Annotated in this window: 15 protein-coding genes; 9 read left to right on the forward strand and 6 right to left on the reverse strand. The window is 59.7% G+C overall.

Annotation, left to right across the window (positions count from 1 at the left end; genetic code table 11):
- Window positions 1-123: 123 nt before the first annotated feature.
- Entirely contained in the window at window positions 124-1,035 is a 912-nt protein-coding gene (locus H8S56_RS15395) for a LysR family transcriptional regulator (RefSeq protein ID WP_187519110.1), read from the forward strand.
- On the opposite strand, the gene H8S56_RS15400 is transcribed toward H8S56_RS15395, so the two are convergent.
- Entirely contained in the window at window positions 948-2,195 is a 1,248-nt protein-coding gene (locus H8S56_RS15400; RefSeq protein ID WP_187519111.1) for an MFS transporter, read from the reverse strand. The genes H8S56_RS15395 and H8S56_RS15400 overlap by 88 nt on opposite strands.
- Window positions 2,196-2,283: 88 nt before the next feature.
- On the opposite strand from H8S56_RS15400, the gene H8S56_RS15405 reads away from it, so the two are divergent.
- The 7 genes from H8S56_RS15405 (at window position 2,284) to H8S56_RS15435 (ending at window position 9,545) form a co-directional block, all read left to right on the forward strand.
- Complete coding sequence (locus H8S56_RS15405; protein WP_187519112.1) at window positions 2,284-3,078, forward strand: AraC family transcriptional regulator; 795 nt, start codon at window positions 2,284-2,286, stop codon at window positions 3,076-3,078.
- 639 nt (window positions 3,079-3,717) lie between these two features.
- Complete coding sequence (locus tag H8S56_RS15410; protein ID WP_024688734.1) at window positions 3,718-4,290, forward strand: fimbrial protein; 573 nt, start codon at window positions 3,718-3,720, stop codon at window positions 4,288-4,290.
- Window positions 4,291-4,356: 66 nt separating this feature from the next.
- Window positions 4,357-5,055 carry a fimbrial biogenesis chaperone gene (locus tag H8S56_RS15415; RefSeq protein ID WP_187519113.1) on the forward strand — a complete coding sequence of 233 codons (699 nt, stop codon included), beginning with the start codon at window positions 4,357-4,359 and terminating at the stop codon, window positions 5,053-5,055.
- A 41-nt stretch (window positions 5,056-5,096) separates the two neighbouring features.
- Window positions 5,097-7,673, forward strand: a complete 2,577-nt coding sequence (locus H8S56_RS15420) for a fimbria/pilus outer membrane usher protein (protein ID WP_187519114.1) — start codon at window positions 5,097-5,099, stop codon at window positions 7,671-7,673.
- Between the two features lie 3 nt (window positions 7,674-7,676).
- On the forward strand, window positions 7,677-8,585 hold the full coding sequence (locus H8S56_RS15425) for a fimbrial protein (protein ID WP_235986798.1): 909 nt from the start codon (window positions 7,677-7,679) through the stop codon (window positions 8,583-8,585).
- Window positions 8,586-8,592: 7 nt separating this feature from the next.
- Window positions 8,593-9,060: a fimbrial protein gene (locus H8S56_RS15430; protein ID WP_024688738.1), complete on the forward strand. Its 468-nt coding sequence runs from the start codon at window positions 8,593-8,595 to the stop codon at window positions 9,058-9,060.
- Window positions 9,057-9,545: a fimbrial protein gene (locus H8S56_RS15435; protein ID WP_187519115.1), complete on the forward strand. Its 489-nt coding sequence runs from the start codon at window positions 9,057-9,059 to the stop codon at window positions 9,543-9,545. Before H8S56_RS15430 ends, H8S56_RS15435 begins: the two co-directional genes overlap by 4 nt.
- A gap of 5 nt (window positions 9,546-9,550) precedes the next feature.
- Here H8S56_RS15435 and H8S56_RS15440 read toward each other — a convergent pair whose 3' ends face one another.
- From H8S56_RS15440 to H8S56_RS15455, 4 genes are all read right to left on the reverse strand, one after another.
- Window positions 9,551-10,198 carry a response regulator gene (locus tag H8S56_RS15440; RefSeq protein ID WP_024688740.1) on the reverse strand — a complete coding sequence of 216 codons (648 nt, stop codon included), beginning with the start codon at window positions 10,196-10,198 and terminating at the stop codon, window positions 9,551-9,553.
- A 25-nt stretch (window positions 10,199-10,223) separates the two neighbouring features.
- Window positions 10,224-13,124 carry a hybrid sensor histidine kinase/response regulator gene (locus tag H8S56_RS15445; protein WP_187519116.1) on the reverse strand — a complete coding sequence of 967 codons (2,901 nt, stop codon included), beginning with the start codon at window positions 13,122-13,124 and terminating at the stop codon, window positions 10,224-10,226.
- Window positions 13,125-13,248: 124 nt separating this feature from the next.
- The gene (locus H8S56_RS15450) at window positions 13,249-14,448 is read right to left on the reverse strand and encodes an EAL domain-containing response regulator (protein ID WP_187519117.1); all 1,200 of its coding nucleotides are present in this window, start codon (window positions 14,446-14,448) and stop codon (window positions 13,249-13,251) included.
- A complete protein-coding gene (locus H8S56_RS15455; RefSeq protein ID WP_187519118.1) occupies window positions 14,445-17,252 on the reverse strand; it encodes an ATP-binding protein in 2,808 nt (935 codons plus the stop codon). The genes H8S56_RS15450 and H8S56_RS15455 overlap by 4 nt, the downstream gene beginning before the upstream one ends.
- Window positions 17,253-17,383: 131 nt before the next feature.
- Here H8S56_RS15455 and H8S56_RS15460 point away from each other — a divergent pair, with 131 nt between their 5' ends.
- On the forward strand, window positions 17,384-17,614 hold the full coding sequence (locus H8S56_RS15460) for a hypothetical protein (RefSeq protein ID WP_187519119.1): 231 nt from the start codon (window positions 17,384-17,386) through the stop codon (window positions 17,612-17,614).
- Here H8S56_RS15460 and H8S56_RS15465 read toward each other — a convergent pair.
- Complete coding sequence (locus H8S56_RS15465) at window positions 17,601-18,371, reverse strand: SDR family NAD(P)-dependent oxidoreductase (RefSeq protein WP_024684889.1); 771 nt, start codon at window positions 18,369-18,371, stop codon at window positions 17,601-17,603. The genes H8S56_RS15460 and H8S56_RS15465 overlap by 14 nt on opposite strands.
- Window positions 18,372-18,384: the final 13 nt, after the last annotated feature.

The following is an 18,384-nucleotide window of genomic DNA, read 5'->3' on the forward strand; positions in this document are numbered from 1 at the left end:
TCGTTGGAAGAAATGTACGCAATGCGATACTGCGGGAAAAAGATGGTTAAACTGTTTTTATTATTCAATATTTACGAATAGTAATGACGTCCCCCGATCACTGCTTTGAGGCTGCTAACAGTCATGGACCGTATTCAAGCGATGCAGGTTTTCGTACGTGTGGCTGAAGCAGGAAGCTTTATCCAGGCGGCGCAGACGCTCTCTTTGCCAGCCTCGACAGTCACCAGCAGCGTTAAAAATCTTGAGAAGTACTTACAGGTGCGCCTGCTGAACAGAACAACGCGGCGGGTCAGCCTGACGCCTGAGGGCGCACAATATCTGGCGCAATGCCGGGAAATATTGGAGCTGATCGAACACACAGAGACCAGCCTGACGGATTCCGTAAAACGGCCACAGGGGCGTTTGCGTGTCGATATGCCGGGGGGCATTGCACACTTCATCGTCATGCCAAACCTGCAAGACTTTTACAGGCGCTACCCGGATATCTACCTGATGATAGGCGTCAACGATCGGCAGGTTGATCTGGTTCAAGAGGGTGTCGATTGCGTTATTCGTACAGGCGAGCTCGATGACTCAACGCTCGTTGCGCGCCCACTCGGCCGATTTCGCTGGGTGACCTGTGCGTCTGTCGCCTATCTCGAAGAAAACGGTACTCCACAAACTCCGCAAGATTTGTCTCACCATCGGGCCATCCACTACTTCTCGGGCCGCGCAAGGCAAGCAGGCGAAATGCGCTTCGCCAGTGGCACCGAAAAGATCTCAGTCCCGGTGAACGGCACAGCGGCTGTCAACGAGACTGGGCTTTACATCAAAATGTGCCTTGAAGGCTTCGGGCTGGTGCAACTCGCTGAGAACGTGGTTTCCGGGCATCTGCGAGATGGGCGGCTGGTCGAAGTGCTTGCAGACTGGCGGCCGGCTTCGGTTCCTGTGCACCTGCTATACCCGCATCAGCGCTTTCTTTCGCCAGCCGTGAGCGCATTCGCTGACTGGATTGCCGGGCTTGTTCGCGACGATTGTTCAGCAGGTTCAAGTTGAACGTTGCGCCCGGCCAGCATGCCGGTGAATGCGCCTGCAATGGAGATTGCTGCTGTGATCAATAGCGGTGCTGTCCAGCCACCCGTCCAGTCGTGCAGTTGGCCCAGTAGCAAGGGGCCTGCGGCTGCCATCATGTAGCCCACGCACTGCGCCATTCCTGACAGTGCCGCCGTGTCGCCGGCATTCTTTGTACGTAACCCGATGAACGTCAGGCCGAGCATCATGCTGGCGCCAGAGCCAAAGCCCAGGAATGCGGCCCACAACATGGCGTAGCTGGGCGCATAAATAAGCCCGATCAGGGACAAGGCGGTTAACAGGCTGACGGTAACGGCTGCCAGTCTCTGGTCTTTTAGACGGCGAAGCGTGGCCGCCAGAATCAAGCCGGGTATGGCCGTGGTCAGTTGAAGCGTGCCGTGTACCGTGCCTGCTTGCTCGGGAGATATGCCATGGTCCATCAGAATGGTCGGCAGCCAGCCGACGGCGACATAAAAAGGCATCGCGTTCAGCCCCATGAACAGTGTGACCTGCCATGCCAGTGGCGATCGCCAAACGGCCACGGTTGAGGATTGTTTTGGGCCGGACAGATTCACGTGATCGTGTTTTTTCAACTGCGGCAACCACACCACCAGCGCCAACAAAGGGGCTGCGACCAACAAACTCAGAGCAATCGGCCATCCCCATGATTGGGTCAGGGGGATTATGGCGGCTGAACCGACAGCGCCCGCTGCGCCCATCGTGATGGAGTAAGCGCCGGTCATGGACGCCATTTTTGTCGAGAAGTCGCGTTTGATCAGGCCGGGCAGCAGCACGTTTCCCAAGGCGATCCCGGTACCTATCAGTATCGTACCGGCGTACAACGCCCATGCGCTGCCTGCGGAACGGAGCAGGATGCCCGATGAAATGACCACCAGTGCACCGAAAAGCGTGCGCTCCATTCCGAACCTGCGGGCGACCGATGCGCTGAGCGGGGAGAAGGCGGCAAAGGCAAGTAATGGCAGTGAAGTAAGCAGGCCTAGAGCTGAGGCGCTCAAGCCAAAATCATTCTGGATCAGCGGCAAAACGGGCGCGATGCTGGTAAAGGGAGCGCGCAGGTTCACGGCGATAAGCAGAATGCCTACGACGAGCGCGATGGCATGCCACTTGTTTTTTGTATCTGACATATTCTTTATCTGTCCTCTTAAAAGAAGACAACTGTAGATAACTTCAGAACCGTCTAATATAGATATCAAGACACCTGATACCTAAATTATGCCAAGCTCAAAAAATGTCGTTTCCTCGCCGGAAGATTTCGATTCAGACCTTTTTGCTCAGGCAGCGATTGCCCTCAAGGTTGCGCCCGAACTCAATCATTTGGGTGCCAGCCCGCATGATCATCGTAAAGGTCAGCTGATCCTGTCTTTGCATGGTGCAGTGAGCTGTGAGGTGAAAAACGCACTCTGGCTTGTACCTCCCCAGCACGCGGTATGGATCCCAGGCGGTACGCCTCACAGTTGCCGAGTGACCGAAAACGCCCGTACCTGCTTTCTGTTCGTGGAGCCCAGCGCAGCAGCCATGCCTGATGAATGCTGTACGGTTGCCATCACGCCCCTTGTCCGGGAATTGATCCTGCATCTCGCTGAACAGGAACCGTCTTATCTGTCCGAGGGCAAGACAGCGCGGCTGGTTGCAGTACTGCTTGAACAGCTTTCCGATGCCCCGCTGAAAGAGCTGCACTTGCCGATATCAGATCATCCCAAGATCAAAAAAATTGCGGATACGCTTTTTGCAGAACCCGGCGACCGAACCACTTTGCGCGAGTGGGCTACTCGGCTTGCAACCAGCGAACGAACACTGGCGAGACTAGTAGAAAGTGCGACGGGGCTGAGCTTCGGACGTTGGCGCCAACACTTGCATTTGATGATCGCACTGAGTCATTTGGCAGAGGGGGTCTCCGTACAACGTGTGGCGGGCATCCTGGGATATGACTCTGTTAATGCATTCATCACGATGTTCAAGAAAGCATTGGGTAAACCGCCTACCCAGTACTTTTCCTCTCTGCGCTAGTGCTCTGCTGGCTGATACAAAGCGCCGAGGCTGTAGAACGATCACGATCCGTCTGCTGTTTGCCGATTCTGTTGAAAAAGTCAATTTTTCAGAAGACGTGATGCTGAGCCTGGCCTGTTGCCGCTGATACAGCGTTGACCCCTCTGCCGAAAGCTCGCTGACCCAAGCTTCTACTTCATAAAGTGTCAGCAGGTCTGACGTTGGGCTGAATACGTATGGGGCAACGCCACGTCGGCAGCAGGGTCAACTCTGCATCAGCAGTAACACCCTCAGCCACAGCCTCGACGCAAAACTTGCTCACAAATGGATGCTGGTACGAACGCAGCAAAGCACGGCGCTGCAACCTGAATTTATTCCGTTACGAGCGACAGGCCAGGGATTACCAGCCGATGTTATCCCTTGTGTCTACTGTCATATCGCTAGCCTGAGTGAGAACACTCCCTGGACCAAGATGGCGCGCAGAATATCCTTACATGCGGCAGTGAGGCGTCTGACATGGACTCGTCGGTCGAGCAGAGCCATTAGTTCGCCAGCTTTTAAGATCTGTCTTATGTGCCTGGAAAAGGAAGCAATGCACCATGGATTGGCTTACCCAAGGGGGGTAAGCAGACAACCTTCCATCTCGTAAAGGGCATTGCAATGCTGAACAAACTGAGCCAAATCACTCTCGCATGCGGCGCTTGCTGGCTGCTGGCCGGTACCGTACAGGCGGCGGACGGGCAGATCCAATTCACCGGTTCCGTGACCGACAACGCGTGCACCATCAAAACCGGCGACGAGAGCAAGTCCGTGACGCTCGAACCGGTTCGCATCGCTGACTTCGGGAAAACTGTGGGTGCCACCGCCAAGCCGAAAGCGTTCTCCATCAGCCTGGACAACTGCAGCACCGCGACCAAGAAAAATGTCGCGATTACCTTCAGCGGCCAGGAAGATGCCAGCAACTCCAGCCTGCTGGGCCTGACCGGTGACAACCAGGTGACAGGCATCGCCATCCAGATCGCTGACGCGCGTACCGGAAACGTGGTGCCACTGAACACCGCGACCACCGACTACGACCTGCGAGCGATGTCCAACACCTTCAACTTCACCGCCGCCTATGTGCGCACCGCCGCCGATGTGACTACGGGCACAGGCGACGAGGCAGTGACCACCTCAGGTATCGGTACCGGTCAAGTCAACGCCCTGGCCAGCTTCGACGTTACCTACAAGTAACTGGTCGTCAACACCGTGGGCCTGGCACCGCAGCGCCGGCCCACGAACTTTTAAAGGTCTCCCCTGATGCGTTTGAAACTGTATTTTTTGCTCGCGCTATTACCGCTCTTGCATGTCGCAGCGGCGGACGCCGCCGTGACCGTAGGCGCCACGCGCCTGATCTACAACGGTGCCTCCAACGAAGCCAATCTTAATGTGAGCAACCGCGAAGACACCTCGCCTTACCTGGTGCAGTCCTGGGTCAGCCGTTTCGGCGGCACCCGTGAAGAAAGCGTCGACAGCTTTATCGTCACCCCGCCGCTGTTCCGGCTCGACGCCAACAAGGAAAACATCTTGCGTGTGATCTTTGCCGGTGGTGCCGACGTGCCGCAGGACCGTGAAAGCCTGTTCTTGATGAACGTCAAAGCGATCCCGGCCATGAGTGACGACCAGAAAGGCAAGAACGTGCTGCAGATCGCCCTCAAAACCACCATCAAGCTGTTCTACCGCCCCGCAGGCCTCAAAGGCGAACTCAAGGATGCGGTGGCGCAAGTGAACTGGAAGGCCAATGCCGGCGCGCTGATGTTCAACAACACGTCCAAATTCCATGTTGTGGTCAGCGAGCTCAAGCTCAACGGCCAGCCGATCACCCAGGCACCGGATGTGCTGCGCCCCGGCCAACAGCAGGAACTGGCGATCCAGGCCAAGCCCGGTGATGAAGTGCAAATGAGCTACATCGATGACTACGGCAGCGTCGTGACCGCCCCCGCCGTCCGCCTTCACTGATACCCAAGCGCCAACCCCGAAACGCCATTTCAGGAACACCCATGCCCCGTTCACTCCCATTCATGCGCCGTTGCGCCATGAAGGCTTTCGGCTGCCCGCTCGCGGCGGCCCTGGCCTTGCATTTGGCCCCTGCACAGGCTGGCTACGAGTTCGATGCGTCGTTCCTCGAGATCGGCGGCGGGCAGAGTTCGGCCGCCGTGAAACAACAGGTCAGCGCCATGAGCGAAGGCCAGTTGCCGGGGATTTACCGGGTAGACGTGTTGGTCAATGAGCATTCGGTCGAGCAGCGCGATGTACGCTTTATTCGCGCCAGCGGTACGTCGGACCGTTCCTCCACCGGGCTTTTCCCGTGCCTGGATACCGACTTTTTTCGTAGCCAGGGGGTTGCCGATACCGCCCTGCAAAACCGCAGCGACGCCGACGCTACCTGCATCGCGTTCGACCAGGGCCTGGCCGGGATGGTCTACGACTACGACTTCAACCGCCAGGTGCTGTCGATTGAGATCCCCCAAGCATACCTGGGCAGCATCCCGTTTGAAGTACGCCGCCGGCAGTGGAGTGACGGCGAGCAAGTGGCGTTCACCAACTACAGCTTTTCCGGGAGTACGGTGGAGTCCGACACCGGCCGCCGCCAGGACCAGTTCGGCAGCCTGCGCAGCGGTATAAACGCCGGAGCCTGGCGGCTGCGCAATTTCTCCACCTGGCAGAAAGGCACAGGCGACACCGGGCGTTGGGAGTCGATGGAAACCTACGCCCAGCGCAACATGGGCAACATGATGGCGATTGCCACCGTGGGCGACTCCACCACCGAAGGTGACCTGTTCGACGCCATACCCTATCGCGGGCTGGGCATTGCCTCGGACATGGACATGCTGCCCGACCAGGCACGCCAATTCGCGCCAGTGATTCGTGGCATCGCCAACGGCCGCTCGCGGGTGATCATCCGCCAGCGCGGTTACGTGATCCATGAGCAGTGGGTGCCCTCGGGGCCGTTCGCGTTGACCGATCTGTACCCCACCGCCAGCAATGGCGACATTGAAGTCACCGTGGAAGGCCCCGATGGCCAGCGCCAGGTGTTTACCCAGTCGTTTTCGTCGGTGCCCTACATGCTGCGTGAGGGCCAACAGAGCTACTCGGTATTCGCCGGCCAGTACCGCCCGGCGCAAGCGACCACGCAGCAGGACACCCCACATTTTATCCAGGCGTCCCTGCGTCGCGGCCTGGCCGGCAGCACCACGCTGTTCGGCGGCAGCCTGCTGAGTGATCAGTACAGCGCCGGCCTGCTAGGGTTTGCCCACGACTTCGCCGGTTTCGGTGCGATTTCGGTGGACATGACCCACGCGCGCAGCGAAGCCATGGGCCCGGCTAAAACCACCACCAGCGGCCAGTCGTTTCGCTTTCGCTACTCCAAAGCCCTGGCGGCCACCGACACCAACTTCAGCCTGATCGGCTATCGCTATTCCACCGGCGGCTACTACTCGTTCAACGAGGCGCTCAACAGCCGCACCCACGAACAGTCACTGGAGATGTACCGCAGCGGCCATATGAAGAGCAACTTCACCGCCAACGTGTCCCAGCAACTGGGCGGCTACGGCGGTGTGTATACCAACGTGACGAAAACCGACTACTGGGACAAGAGCAGTGCCGCCACCTCAATTCAACTGGGCTACAGCGCAAGCGTAGGGGACATTTCCTACACACTCGGCTTGAGCGCTAACAAAGGGGACAGCAGCAATGACCGCACGCTGTCCCTGAGCATCAGCATGCCGCTGGGCGGTACACGCAACCAGCGTGTATCGGTCAACGCGAACCAGAGCGCGCGGGGCACGGCCTCGCGCACAGCGACGTTGAGCGGCAATGCACTGGAGGACAACACCCTGGCCTACAGCGCTGGCGTGTCGCAGCAAGTCAACGCCAATGACCGCGTGATGGGCAGCACATTTGCCGCGCGCTATGACGCACCCAATGCCATCGTGCACGGCGGCTATAACGAGACCTCCGGTAGCCGGCAACTGGACATGGGCATCGAGGGCTCGGTGGTCGCTTATGACCGCAATCTGATTTTCAGTCAGCCTCTGGGTGAAACCAACGTGATCGTGGCCACACCCGGCGCCGCAGACGTGGGTATCGCCAACAAGCGGGGGGTGCGCACCAATGCCAATGGCTACACGGTGGTGCCGTCTGCCCTGCCCTACCGCAAGAACCGTATGTCGCTGGACACCCAGTCGATGCCGGCTGACGTCGACATCACCCAACTGGTGCAAGAGGTCACACCTAATCGCGGTGCCTTCGTGCTGGCGGACTTCGAGACCCGCAAAGGCCAACGCATTCTGTTTCGCATCATCGATGCACGCGGCGAAGCGGCACCGTTTGCCGCCAAGGCCGAGCTGTTCACCGCGGATGGGCGCTCTTTGGGTAGCACACTGGTGGCCGACAAGGGCCGTGCGTACCTGAGCGGTGTACCCGCGCAGTCACGCCTGTTGATCAGCGTGGATAACCAGCCGTGGTGCAGCCGCGAATTGAAACTGGACGATAAAGGGCCTGCCGAGGGCGGGATTACACAACTGAACATTCAATGTGAGCGCGCGGCCGGTGGGTCGGGTGCCAAGGATTCGTAACTAATGATCATGAAAGTCAAGCCTGGAAACTGCTTGCTAAAGCTCATGACACTGGTGGTACTGGGTTGGCTGTCGCCTCAAGCACAGGCCTTTATCAGTGGAAGCATAAATTGCTCTCTCTCGGGCTATCCATCCAACGGTTACGAATTCGCGGCCGGAGCCGAGATGAAAGTCCCATTCAGCGGTACCTGCACAGCGGTACGTACCTACCCGTCTGGCGCAGGTACCAATTTGGAAATCACCGCGATTTCCGGAGCGGCCCCGGCTAACTTGCAGGTCCTGGACCCCTATAGCAACACCTATATGCTTCAACTGCCGCTGGGCAGTTGGGGAGCCTCGTGCCTGGGCGGGACTTGCGCGCCCATACTCGCCGGACGCTCGGTTTCTTACGTGTACTACGTAGTGGGAACCGCCCCGAGTACGCCGGGCCGGCGCACCGCGAGAGTGAAACTTGGCGTGACCTCTACCGGTGGTTGGCAGGCCTATGCGGAATGGATCCATGAGTGGCCATTCACTTACAACGTCCGCGCAGTCAGTTGCACATTGAGCTCACCCAGTGCGGTCAATTTGAAATTCGGCACTATCAACAGCGCCAATCTCAACGCCGTGTCGCAGTCGACAAGCGTCTCACTCACCTGCCCGTCGTCGATGCGCGCCAACGTGACCTTGACGCCGAGCCAGGCAGTGGTCAGCGCCAATACCGGTGTGTCACGCACCACGCTTGCGGGGCTGAACATGCAGGCTATCTGGACCGACACCGGCAACCCGGTGATTTTTACCAGCCCGCGCGCGATGCAACTGAGGGCCGGCAGCAACAGCGTGAATTTGAGTTTCAAGCCGCAACTGGAGGCAGGGAAATCGCCTGCCGGTGCGTTCCAGAGCCAATACACCCTGAACATCAATTACCAATGAGGCTTTCATGAAAACGTCATTGCTCGCCCTGGTACTGCTCGGCACTGCCGCCCAGGCCGCCGACACCGTGAATATCACCGTAAGCGGCACCCTCACCCGGCCGCCCTGCGTACTGACGTCTGGCGCCTCCCTCACAGCAGCGTTCGGCAATGTGCGCACCGACCAGGTCGCCACCACCGATACCGTAGCGGTTCCCGTGAAAATGACTTGCCCGGCTGGCTCATCGCTGAACGTAAGCTTCACTTCCAGCAAAGGTACGTACACCGACACCGTGGCCAAGACCACGGCCAACAACCTCGGCGTTTCGCTGTTGTGGGCAGACAATACGGTGGCCAACCTCAAAGGCACCGCCAAGGCCTACAGCAACCTGAGCGGCAACGTCGACATCAGCCTCAAGGCGAAACTGATCGCACAAGGCACCCTGACGCCGGGCGCGTTCACCTCGTCGATAGTCATGACCATCAACTACCTATGAAAGCGCTTATCTGGATACTGCTGGCGGTGACCGGCACGGCGTTTGCGCAACCGGCGGATGAGGCGAAGATCGATGTCAGCGGCAAGCTGATCGCGCCGCCCTGCACCGCGCGCTTTCCTGATTCGCAACAGTTGAAACTGGGTGACGCCAACATCAACCAGTTGGTCGATGACAGCGTAGCCGCCACCGACGTACCGCTGATCTTCGATTGCCAGGCTGACAGCCAGGTGAGCCTGACGTTTTCAGCGGGGTCGGGCAGCGCTGACAAGCAGACCCTGCTCACCAATCGCGTGGGTCTGGGACTGCGCCTGGGGCTGCTGAATAAAAGCGCGAAGGCTGATTTCAGTCTGGGAGAAACCAGCAACTGGACGGTGGAAAAAGAACCGTTGGAACTGACCCTGCGAGTCAAGCCGGTGACCGTGGGCGAACTGCCCGACGCGGGCAGCTACAGCGCAACGCTGTTGATGCAGATGACGTACCGTTAAGCCATCTACTGAAACTGCCGGGCCTCGATGCAATAGGTCAGCAGCGCCTGATCACTGTCCGCATCCAGCTTGCGCATGGCCGAGATCTTCTGTGCGCTGACGGTCTTAATGCTGCGGCTCAATTGCCGAGCAATGTCGCTGACGCTCATGCCGGTGACAAACAAACGCACCACCTCCAGTTCGCGCGGTGACAGGCTCTGGAACCGCTCCTGAACCTGCGACGCGTTAGCCACTACCGAGGTGGCCACCTGTTCCGGTGCCCGGTAACTGCGCTGGGCACTGATGGCGCCTAGTGCTTTTTCGATTTCGCCATGCAGGTGGTTCTTCTGAATAACCCCCGCCACGCCCAACTCCTGCAAGCGCGTGAGGATAAGGCTGTTGGAGATCATGGTCAGCACCAGCACCTGGGTCTCGGGGAAGTGGCGCAGGATGTACTCGATCAGCTTCAGGCCATCGCCATAAGTGTCATCGCCGGGCATGTTGAAATCGGTGATCAGCACGTGCGGTCGATGGCTGCGCAACTGCTCGATCAACTGCGTCGAACTGACCGCCTCGCCCACCAGGCGGTAGCGGGCATCGCGCTGCACAATTTCGCGCACGCCCACCAACACGATGGGATGGTCATCGGCTATGACGACGTTCATGTCTCGCATGGTTCAGCTCTCTTATAGGGGGCGTTCATAAGGTGGATGACTCTGACAGCAGGCACTGCGCGACGGCCGTCAAGCGCGCGCACAACGCACGGATCTGCGTGGTGGCATGGCTGTCCAGCGGGACATCGTGGAGGGTGTTTTCCCATGCCTGACACGCGCTCGACAGTTCCTTGGCACCCACACTGGCCAGCGCACCGTTAAGGCTGTGCAAGCGCTGGCGGACCAGGGTTGAATCATCACTCGCCAGGCCTTGCTCGAGCTGCTGAACGTCGGCCAGCAAGGTGTCGGCCATCAATTGGCGCATGGTCGGGGAAAGTTCGATCATGCCTTCGCGGTCGCGCTGCGGTTGCGGCACCGACAGGGCTGTCGCGCGCCGACAGTGCGCCATCAACGCCTGGCGCAACATGCTCAGGCTCAGCGGCTTGACCACCCACGCGTTCATACCCACCGCAAGGCAGCGCTCGCCCTCCTCGCGCAAGGCATTGGCGGTCACTCCGATAATCGGTACTTGCACGCCTTGTTCACGCAATGCGCGGGCAAGGTCGTAGCCATTGAGGCGCGGCATATTAATGTCGGTGATCACCAGATCAAACGGCTGCGAGCCCCAGATCTGCAGGGCGTGCTCGCCGTCTCGCGCCATGGTCGGGTGGGCGCCGAGGGCTTCGAGCTGCTCTTGCAGCACGGCCTGGCTGACCGGGTTGTCTTCGGCCACCAGCACGCGCACGTTCAGACACGGTGCGTCCGGGCACAGCGGCATGAACGGTTGAGCAGCCAGGTCCGGCGTTTCCGGGTGCACCGGCAAGGTGATGAACAGCGAAAAGCTGCTGCCCAGCCCAGGCTCACTCACCACGCGCATGCTGCCGCCCATCAGCTCACTCAAGCGCAAGCAGATCGACAAGCCCAGACCGGCACCGTTGCCGTCCTGGCCGCTCGCCACTTGATAAAACGGCTTGAACAACTGCTCCAACGCTTTTTCCGGAATGCCCACGCCGGTGTCCGTGACCTGCCACTGCAGGGTCACTTCATCCTCAAGCAGGCGTTGCACAATCAGGCGCAAACGCACGCGCCCCGAATCGGTGAACTTGATCGCGTTGCCCAGCAAGTTATGCAGAATCTGCCGGATGCGCCCGGCATCACCGAGCAGTTGGGCCGGCAACTGCGGGTCGATTTCGGCATCAATATCCAAGCCTTTGTTGCGCGCAGTCGCGCTGAATGCCAGCACCGACTCTTCCACCAACTGGCTCGGGTTAAACGGCGCCGATTCCACGGCCATTTGCCCGGACTCGATTTTCGACACATCCAGCACGTTGCTGATCAACTGGAACAGTACCGTGGACGAGCCCTGGATAATGTCCAGGTAGTGACGCTGGCGCTCAGTCATGTCGGTCAGCGCCATCAGTTCCAGGTTGCCGAGCACGCCGTACAACGGGGTGCGGATTTCATGGCTCATGGTTGCCAGGAACACGGTCTTGGCTTCGTTGGCTTCGGTGGCTTTCTGGCGCGCCAGGTTCAGCAACTGCGCTTCGTCTACATGCCGAGTGATGTCATTGCAGCCGCAGAGGAACACGTCCTCGCCTTCGTAGCGCGCTGCCACCACCACGACCTGCAAGTAACGCCCCTCTACCGCCAGGCACATCTCGCCGGGGATGTCCCGGCGATCGTTGGCTTTGAGCACGTCGAGTAGCGGTACGGTGCCGCGCAGTTGCACAGCACGCTGGTTTTCCAGGAGCAATTGATGATCGCTGCGGCGCACCACGCACAAGCCCACCGGGGCGTTGTGCAGCATGATGCGATTGAACGCCTCGCTCTCGAACAAACGCTCCTGGGCGCGCTGCGCCGGAATGACGATGCGGGTCTTGTACCAATGGTTGATCCACCAGCCCAGTAGCACGGCCGCCAGGAACGTCAGGCCCAGGCCGAGCAGCGGCCATTTGGCGTAGCGCAGAAAATCCTGATAGCTGATCGCATACAAACCGGTCCAGTGTTCGCCGCCCTCGCTGAGCATCCTGAAGCGCAAGCCCTGGCGATTGAAACTCAAGCCCAGGGGTGCCATGTGTTCATCGCCGAGGTTGCCGAGCAGCACATCGCCCTGAGGCGTAATCAGCGTGAACTGGTTATAAACCGACCGTTGCAGCACCCGCTCGAACTCATCGACCTGAGCCGTATCCACCACCGCCGCCAGCGTCAACGGGCCTTGGGATTGATTGGCCGGCAGTACAGCGGCGGCAACGTCGAGGCCGATCATGGCGACGATGCTGCGGCTGTTGCGAAACAGCTTTAACGGCGCGCGCATCCAGCGCACACGGCTGTCACTGAACAACAGACTCTGGGTTTGTTGTAACTGATATAAGCGGCTCACTATCTCGTGGTACTGCTCACGCAGTAACGGCGGGTAATGACGCAGACCCCCGATACCGGGCACGGCCAGACTGGCAACGTTATCGGGGGTGAGGACGAACAACTGCGGCGAGGCATAAAACGAGCCGGCCCAATAACTGCCATAGTAGTCGGTCAATTGCACACCAAACGCCAGCGCTCGCTGCGTGTCCTGCGCCGCAAACGTCTCGGTGTGGGACAACGTAAACGGCAGCGACAGGGCAAACCCCTTGGCCTGCAGCAGCACCTGACCGGCCTCGCGCTGCAACTCCTCCACCGAGGTAGACTGCACCGCCGGCAGGGGCGGCGCGTTACTGCGGTTGTAGCCGCTCGCCACGTTGCGCAGGAACCCCTCGTGTTCATGGATGATCTCCATCACACGGGCGAAGTGGAACTCGATCTTTTCCTGTTCGGCGTCGAGCAATCGCGACACCGCCCAGTAGCAACTGCTGGACAGCAACAAGGCGATACCCGTGAGCAACAACAAGGCTTTGTTCAGGCGTTGGGAGCTTTGCGCCAGCTTGTCCAGGCGCAGACTTGCATGTTTCATGGTCAATACCGAAAAAGCCTGAATCAGGACGTGGGGCCTATGCGAAATCCCGGCATTAGCCAATAACGCCCAGCGAACCGGGCGACCCTTCCTTCGGGCTTCTTGATAGTGTGACCCTGGTCGTTCACATAAGTGCTGGCGCGGGGCCATCCTCTATCAGCAACGCACTGAATTTTTCTGCCGTCACGGCCTGGGAAATCAGGAACCCTTGCGCCTGATCACAGCGAATACGCCGCAATACCGCCAGCTCTGCCTGGGTCTCGGCGCCCTCGGCGATGGTGGTCAGCCCGAGCTTGCGGCCCAGTTCGACAATGCTCTGCAAGGCCGACGCCAGGTGTTCGTTCTCGGCACAGCCATGCACCAGTGAACGGTCAATCTTGACCTCGTTGAACGGCGTCGACACCAGGTTGAAGTAGGAACTGAACCCCTTGCCAAAATCATCCTGCGCCAGCCCGAAGCCCATCATGCGCAAGCGACATGCTCCAGCGTAGTAGTTACTGGGCCGTTGTGTGGTGGAGCTTTCCATCAATTCAAAGGTGATTTGCCGAGGTGCGGCGTCGCGGCTTCGCACCTCGGCGAGCAGGCGGTCGACCAGGTCGCACTGGTCAAGCAAGTGCGTGGGCAGGTTAATCGACACCGCCAGCCGATAGCCCAGCTGCGCCCACTGGGCCTGGGCGCTGAGGGCCTGGCCAAGGATGCAGGTCAACAGCTGGGTTTCCAGGCTCAGACGCTCAATATCCCCGAGGAATGCGCCGGGCATCAACAAGCCTTCCACCGGGTGCACCCAGCGCGCCAGGGCTTCGGCGCCGACGATGCGCCCGTCGTGCAGGGATTTTTTCGGCTGGAACCAGGCCTGGATCTCACCGTTGGCCAAAGCGCGCACCAGGTTATCCGGGGCGTGGCTGACGGCCCGGTGGCAACATGGCGTGCGTGCTTGCTCGGCGAGTTTGTCGAGGTAGTCGCGCAGGGTGCGCACCTGGGGTTCGCGTAGCGGTTTGGAGATCAGCCCGGCGACCGTCAGGCCGAGGTTCCCGGCCACCTGCCCGGCGCCCACCAGCATGCGCCGCGACGCCACGCTCATCAGTGCCAACACGGGCGGTGCCGGCATCTGCGCCAGGTGCTGGATCAGCTGCACGCCGTCCATCCCCGGCATCATCAAGTCACTGAGTAACAGGTCGTAGCGCTGGCGGGCCAGGCGTTGCAACGCAGCGGCGCCATCCCAGACCACGTCGACGTCAAAGCCGCCGATTGCCTGGAAGAGGTTAATCAGGTACTCATGCTGAAAGGGATGGTCCTCTACGATGAGTACACGATAGGCGCTCAAAGCACCCTCCTCTGATAGCGATGCAAGCACTGATAGAGGGCACGCAGGGTGAACGGTTTAACCAGGCAATGATCCATGCCCGCGTTCAGGCAGCGCTCGGCTTCGTCGAGCATCGCGTTGGCGGTGGCACCGATGATCGGCAGCGAGCAGCCCAGGCCGCGCAGTTGTTCGGTGAGTTCGTAACCATTCATGCGCGGCATGTTGACGTCGGTGAGGATCATGTCGAACGCGGTGTCGCCCCACAGCGAAAGCGCTTCAATGCCATCGCCGGCCAGCACGACACTGCAGCCGAGTTCTTCCAGCTGGTCGCGCAGGATCAGTTGGTTGATCAGGTTGTCCTCGGCCACCAGCAGACGCAGGTTGAGGCTGAACTCGGTGGGTTTTTCGCTTACCCTCGGCGTCAGCAATTCTTCGTCGCCCTGGGCGCGGCTGACCGCACGGTTGAGAGCCTGCAAGTTGTTCAGGCCGATCTGCCAGGGATACGCGCCCTGTTGATCGACGGAGGCCATCACCCGTGGCCCGGACCACTGCAACAACTGGCCGGGCTCAGTCGGGCCGGGATACAGCTCGACCAGCACTGCACCGGGGTCGGCCTCGGCGGACTCCGGCGCACCCAGTTGCGCCCGCGCGCCCCAGCGGCGCAACCAGCCGCCGACACTTTCCGCCAGCTCACGCACTGGCGACACCACATATACCCGCCCGCCCAGAAGCGGTTGCGCCCATGCCGGCTGGCCGTCGTCGCTGACCTGCTCGAGCGGCAGGGTAAAGGCAAAACTGCTGCCCAGGCCCGGCTCGCTGACCACGCGCAAGGTGCCGTTCATCAAATGCATCAGGCGCTTGCAGATCGACAAACCCAACCCGCTGCCGGCGACCACATTGGCATTGCCGCTGGCCTGGAAGAACGGCTCGAACAGGTACTGCTGATCTTCCTGGGCAATGCCCTTGCCGGTGTCGACCACCTGCCACTGCAACATCGTGCGTTCCCCCTCACGGCTTTCCAGGCGCAGGCGCAACACAATCCGGCCGCTCTCGGTGAACTTGAGCGCGTTGTTCAGCAGGTTATTCAAGATCTGGCGGATGCGTGTCACATCGCCGCGCACGCGATCGGGCAACTGCGGGTCGAGGCAGGCGAACAACTGCAGGCCCTTACTCTGCGCGGCACCCGCATAGCCCTGGATGACTTCTTGCACCAATTCGATCGGCGAGAACGTGCTGAATTCGAGAGACAGTTGCCCTGCCTCGATTTTCGACACGTCCAGCACGTCGCAGATCATTTGCAGCAAATTCTCCGAGGAGCCTTCGATCGCGTTTAAGTAACCGCGCTGCTGGTTATTGAGATCGGTGCGCGCGAGCAATTCCAGGGTGCCGAGCACGCCATACAGCGGCGTGCGGATTTCATGGCTCATGGTCGCCAAGAACAGGGTCTTGGCCTCATTCGCAGCGTCCGCCAGGGTGCTTGCCTGCTGCAACGCCAACTCCACCTGTTTGCGCTCGGTGATGTCGCTGAAGGCGCAAATCAGCACCTCTTCACGCTGGTAACGAGTGGGCGCAAAACTCAGGTACAAGTGGCGGCCGTCTTCCATTTGCAGCTCGTCGGTGCTGCTTTGATCGTGTTCATGGAAGGCACGGCGAATCCAGCCGTGGCACAGTTGCTCGCGCTCATGCCCGTTGCCCAGCCATTGGCGCGACAAGGGGTTTTCCAACACCACTTCGCCGTCGCTGCGGCGCAGTACACACAAGGCCACCGGTGCGATGCGAATCACCGCGCTGCTGAAAGCCTCACTCTCTACCAGTGCTTCGATGCGGTGGGCCGCAGGGATAATCAGGCGTTGGTCGATGCGCCGTACCAGCCGCACAATCAACAGGCTCGCCAAGACGCACAGCAGCAGGCATACCAGCAACGGCATTGCCAGGCTCGGCAACAAAGAACGCAGCTCCAGGCTATAAACGATCTGCCACTGGGAATAGCCCAGGTGCTTACGAATGGCCAGGCGGTCCGGCAACCAGCGGCTGCCCTCCCAGCCGAAACTGGCGATGGAGTGATACTGGCGCAGCGCGTGCGCCGCCGCCGGTTGACGCGGCATGCTGCTGAAAATCAGCTGACCGGCGCTGTCGAGCAACATGAAATCGCCGGCTTTTTCATGTTGCAGGGCGTTGATCAGGTCCGGGCCATCGACTTCCAATCCGAGCCAACCAGAAGTCGGGCTGCGGTCGTCGAGGCGGGTGAAGATGTACAGTGGCGAATCCAGGCGGCTCTGTTCGGTCAGCCACAACTCATCGCTGACCGAGACCTTGCCGGTGTCCACCGCCATCAACCGCTGCAACACCGGCTCCGGCACTTTTTCCGACTGCGCACTCACGCTGAACAGGCGCTCCACCACTGGCTCGGCACGCTGAGCAACGTAGATCAGGTTGACCTGGTTGGCGTCCAGGTAATCGAGCAAACGCTTGGTCAGCCATAGGCTCCAGAGATTGCCCGGCTCGCCCAGGGTGATGTGCACCTCTTCGGACGGCACGTTATTGAGGTTGCCGACCGGTGGCGTGACATGCCGCACCGTCGACAGGCCGAGGCTTTTTAACAGCGTTTGGCGGCTGACGAAAAAACTTTGCGCATCGGAAATTGCCTCATTCATGTAACTACGTCGCAGCGAAATTTCCTCATTAAACGCCGCGCGCAGATAGCTGTAGGCGCCCACGTAAACGCCCAGCACCAACGTCAGGGCGAACAGGCGCAACAACTTGCGAGCCGCCTTGGGCGTCGAAAAGGAAGAGTCGAGCGGTTGCAGGAAATGTTTGAGTTTCATCACACCAATAGTAGGTGTGGCAAGCGGGGACTTGAATAAGACGGATCTGAAAGGCGATGGGGAACGCTCGTGCCACACGCGGTTTGGACTTGCCGCTGCGTAGCATCGGCCCCGCCAAAATGGAAGCGGCCATGGCCATGGCCGTGGGCGCTTTCGCTGTCGGCACCGGCGAATTTGCTATCAAGGGTCTGATTGTTGCCGCTGATGCAGCGTTGACCCAACTGCCGACATTTCGCTGCCCAAAGCGTCTACTCAGTAAAGTGTTAGCTCTGTACGAAAAGTCGGCGAGCGAAGATCAGACAGAACAGACCGGGCTCATGGCTAACTTGTTTACGCGAGTGAAACAAGTCACCAGACAATAGGTTTGTCGTCCCAGTCCCAGAAAGTCCCGCTGTCGGCCGGCCCATGTGCGCCCACCAACCCAAGAATGCGTTCCGCCGAAAAAGCCGGTTCGAATAGTTGCCCATCAGGCACGTTCGCCTGGAATGGCTGAGACAGTTCCGTGTCCGTCGTGCCTGGGTGTATTGCCAGCACAGTGGAGGCAGGATTCAGGCGTTTCAATTCGATACTGGCCGTGTGCAGCAACTGGTTGAGCGCCGCTTTGCTGGCTCTGTAGCTGTACCAGCCACCCAATCGGTTATCGCCAATAGAGCCTACCCTCGCGGAGAGCGCCGCGAAGGTGGAAGGTTGTTTGCGCAACAACGGGAGTAGGTGTTTAAGCAACAGGATCGGAGCAAAGGTATTGGTCGCAAAGCTCGCTTGCAGGCTCGCCAGCGTCAGTTGTGCCAGGCCCTTTTCTGCTTTTGCGCCGTCCTGATGAAGAATGCCTAGCGTGCTGATGACCAGATTCAGATGACCGCATCCTTGAAGCGTCTCGCTCACCAGCGCTTCGAGGGATTGCTCATTGCGCGCGTCGCAGTCGACTCTTTTCAGGCGTTGGCCGTATTGTTCTGCAAGCTTTGCCAGCTCTGTGGAGGTGCTGGCTTTTCGCGCGACGGCCCACACCTGAGCCACGTCATCGCGAGCAAGCAAGGCAGCGCACAGCGCCAAACCGATACCTCGGCTGGCTCCACCTATCAGTACATTAGCTTCGCTGTTCAGTTCGGGTATCAAACTCATAAGGCACCTTGAG

Source organism: Pseudomonas triticifolii (genome assembly GCF_014358015.1).
In the GTDB taxonomy this organism is placed as follows: domain Bacteria; phylum Pseudomonadota; class Gammaproteobacteria; order Pseudomonadales; family Pseudomonadaceae; genus Aquipseudomonas; species Aquipseudomonas triticifolii.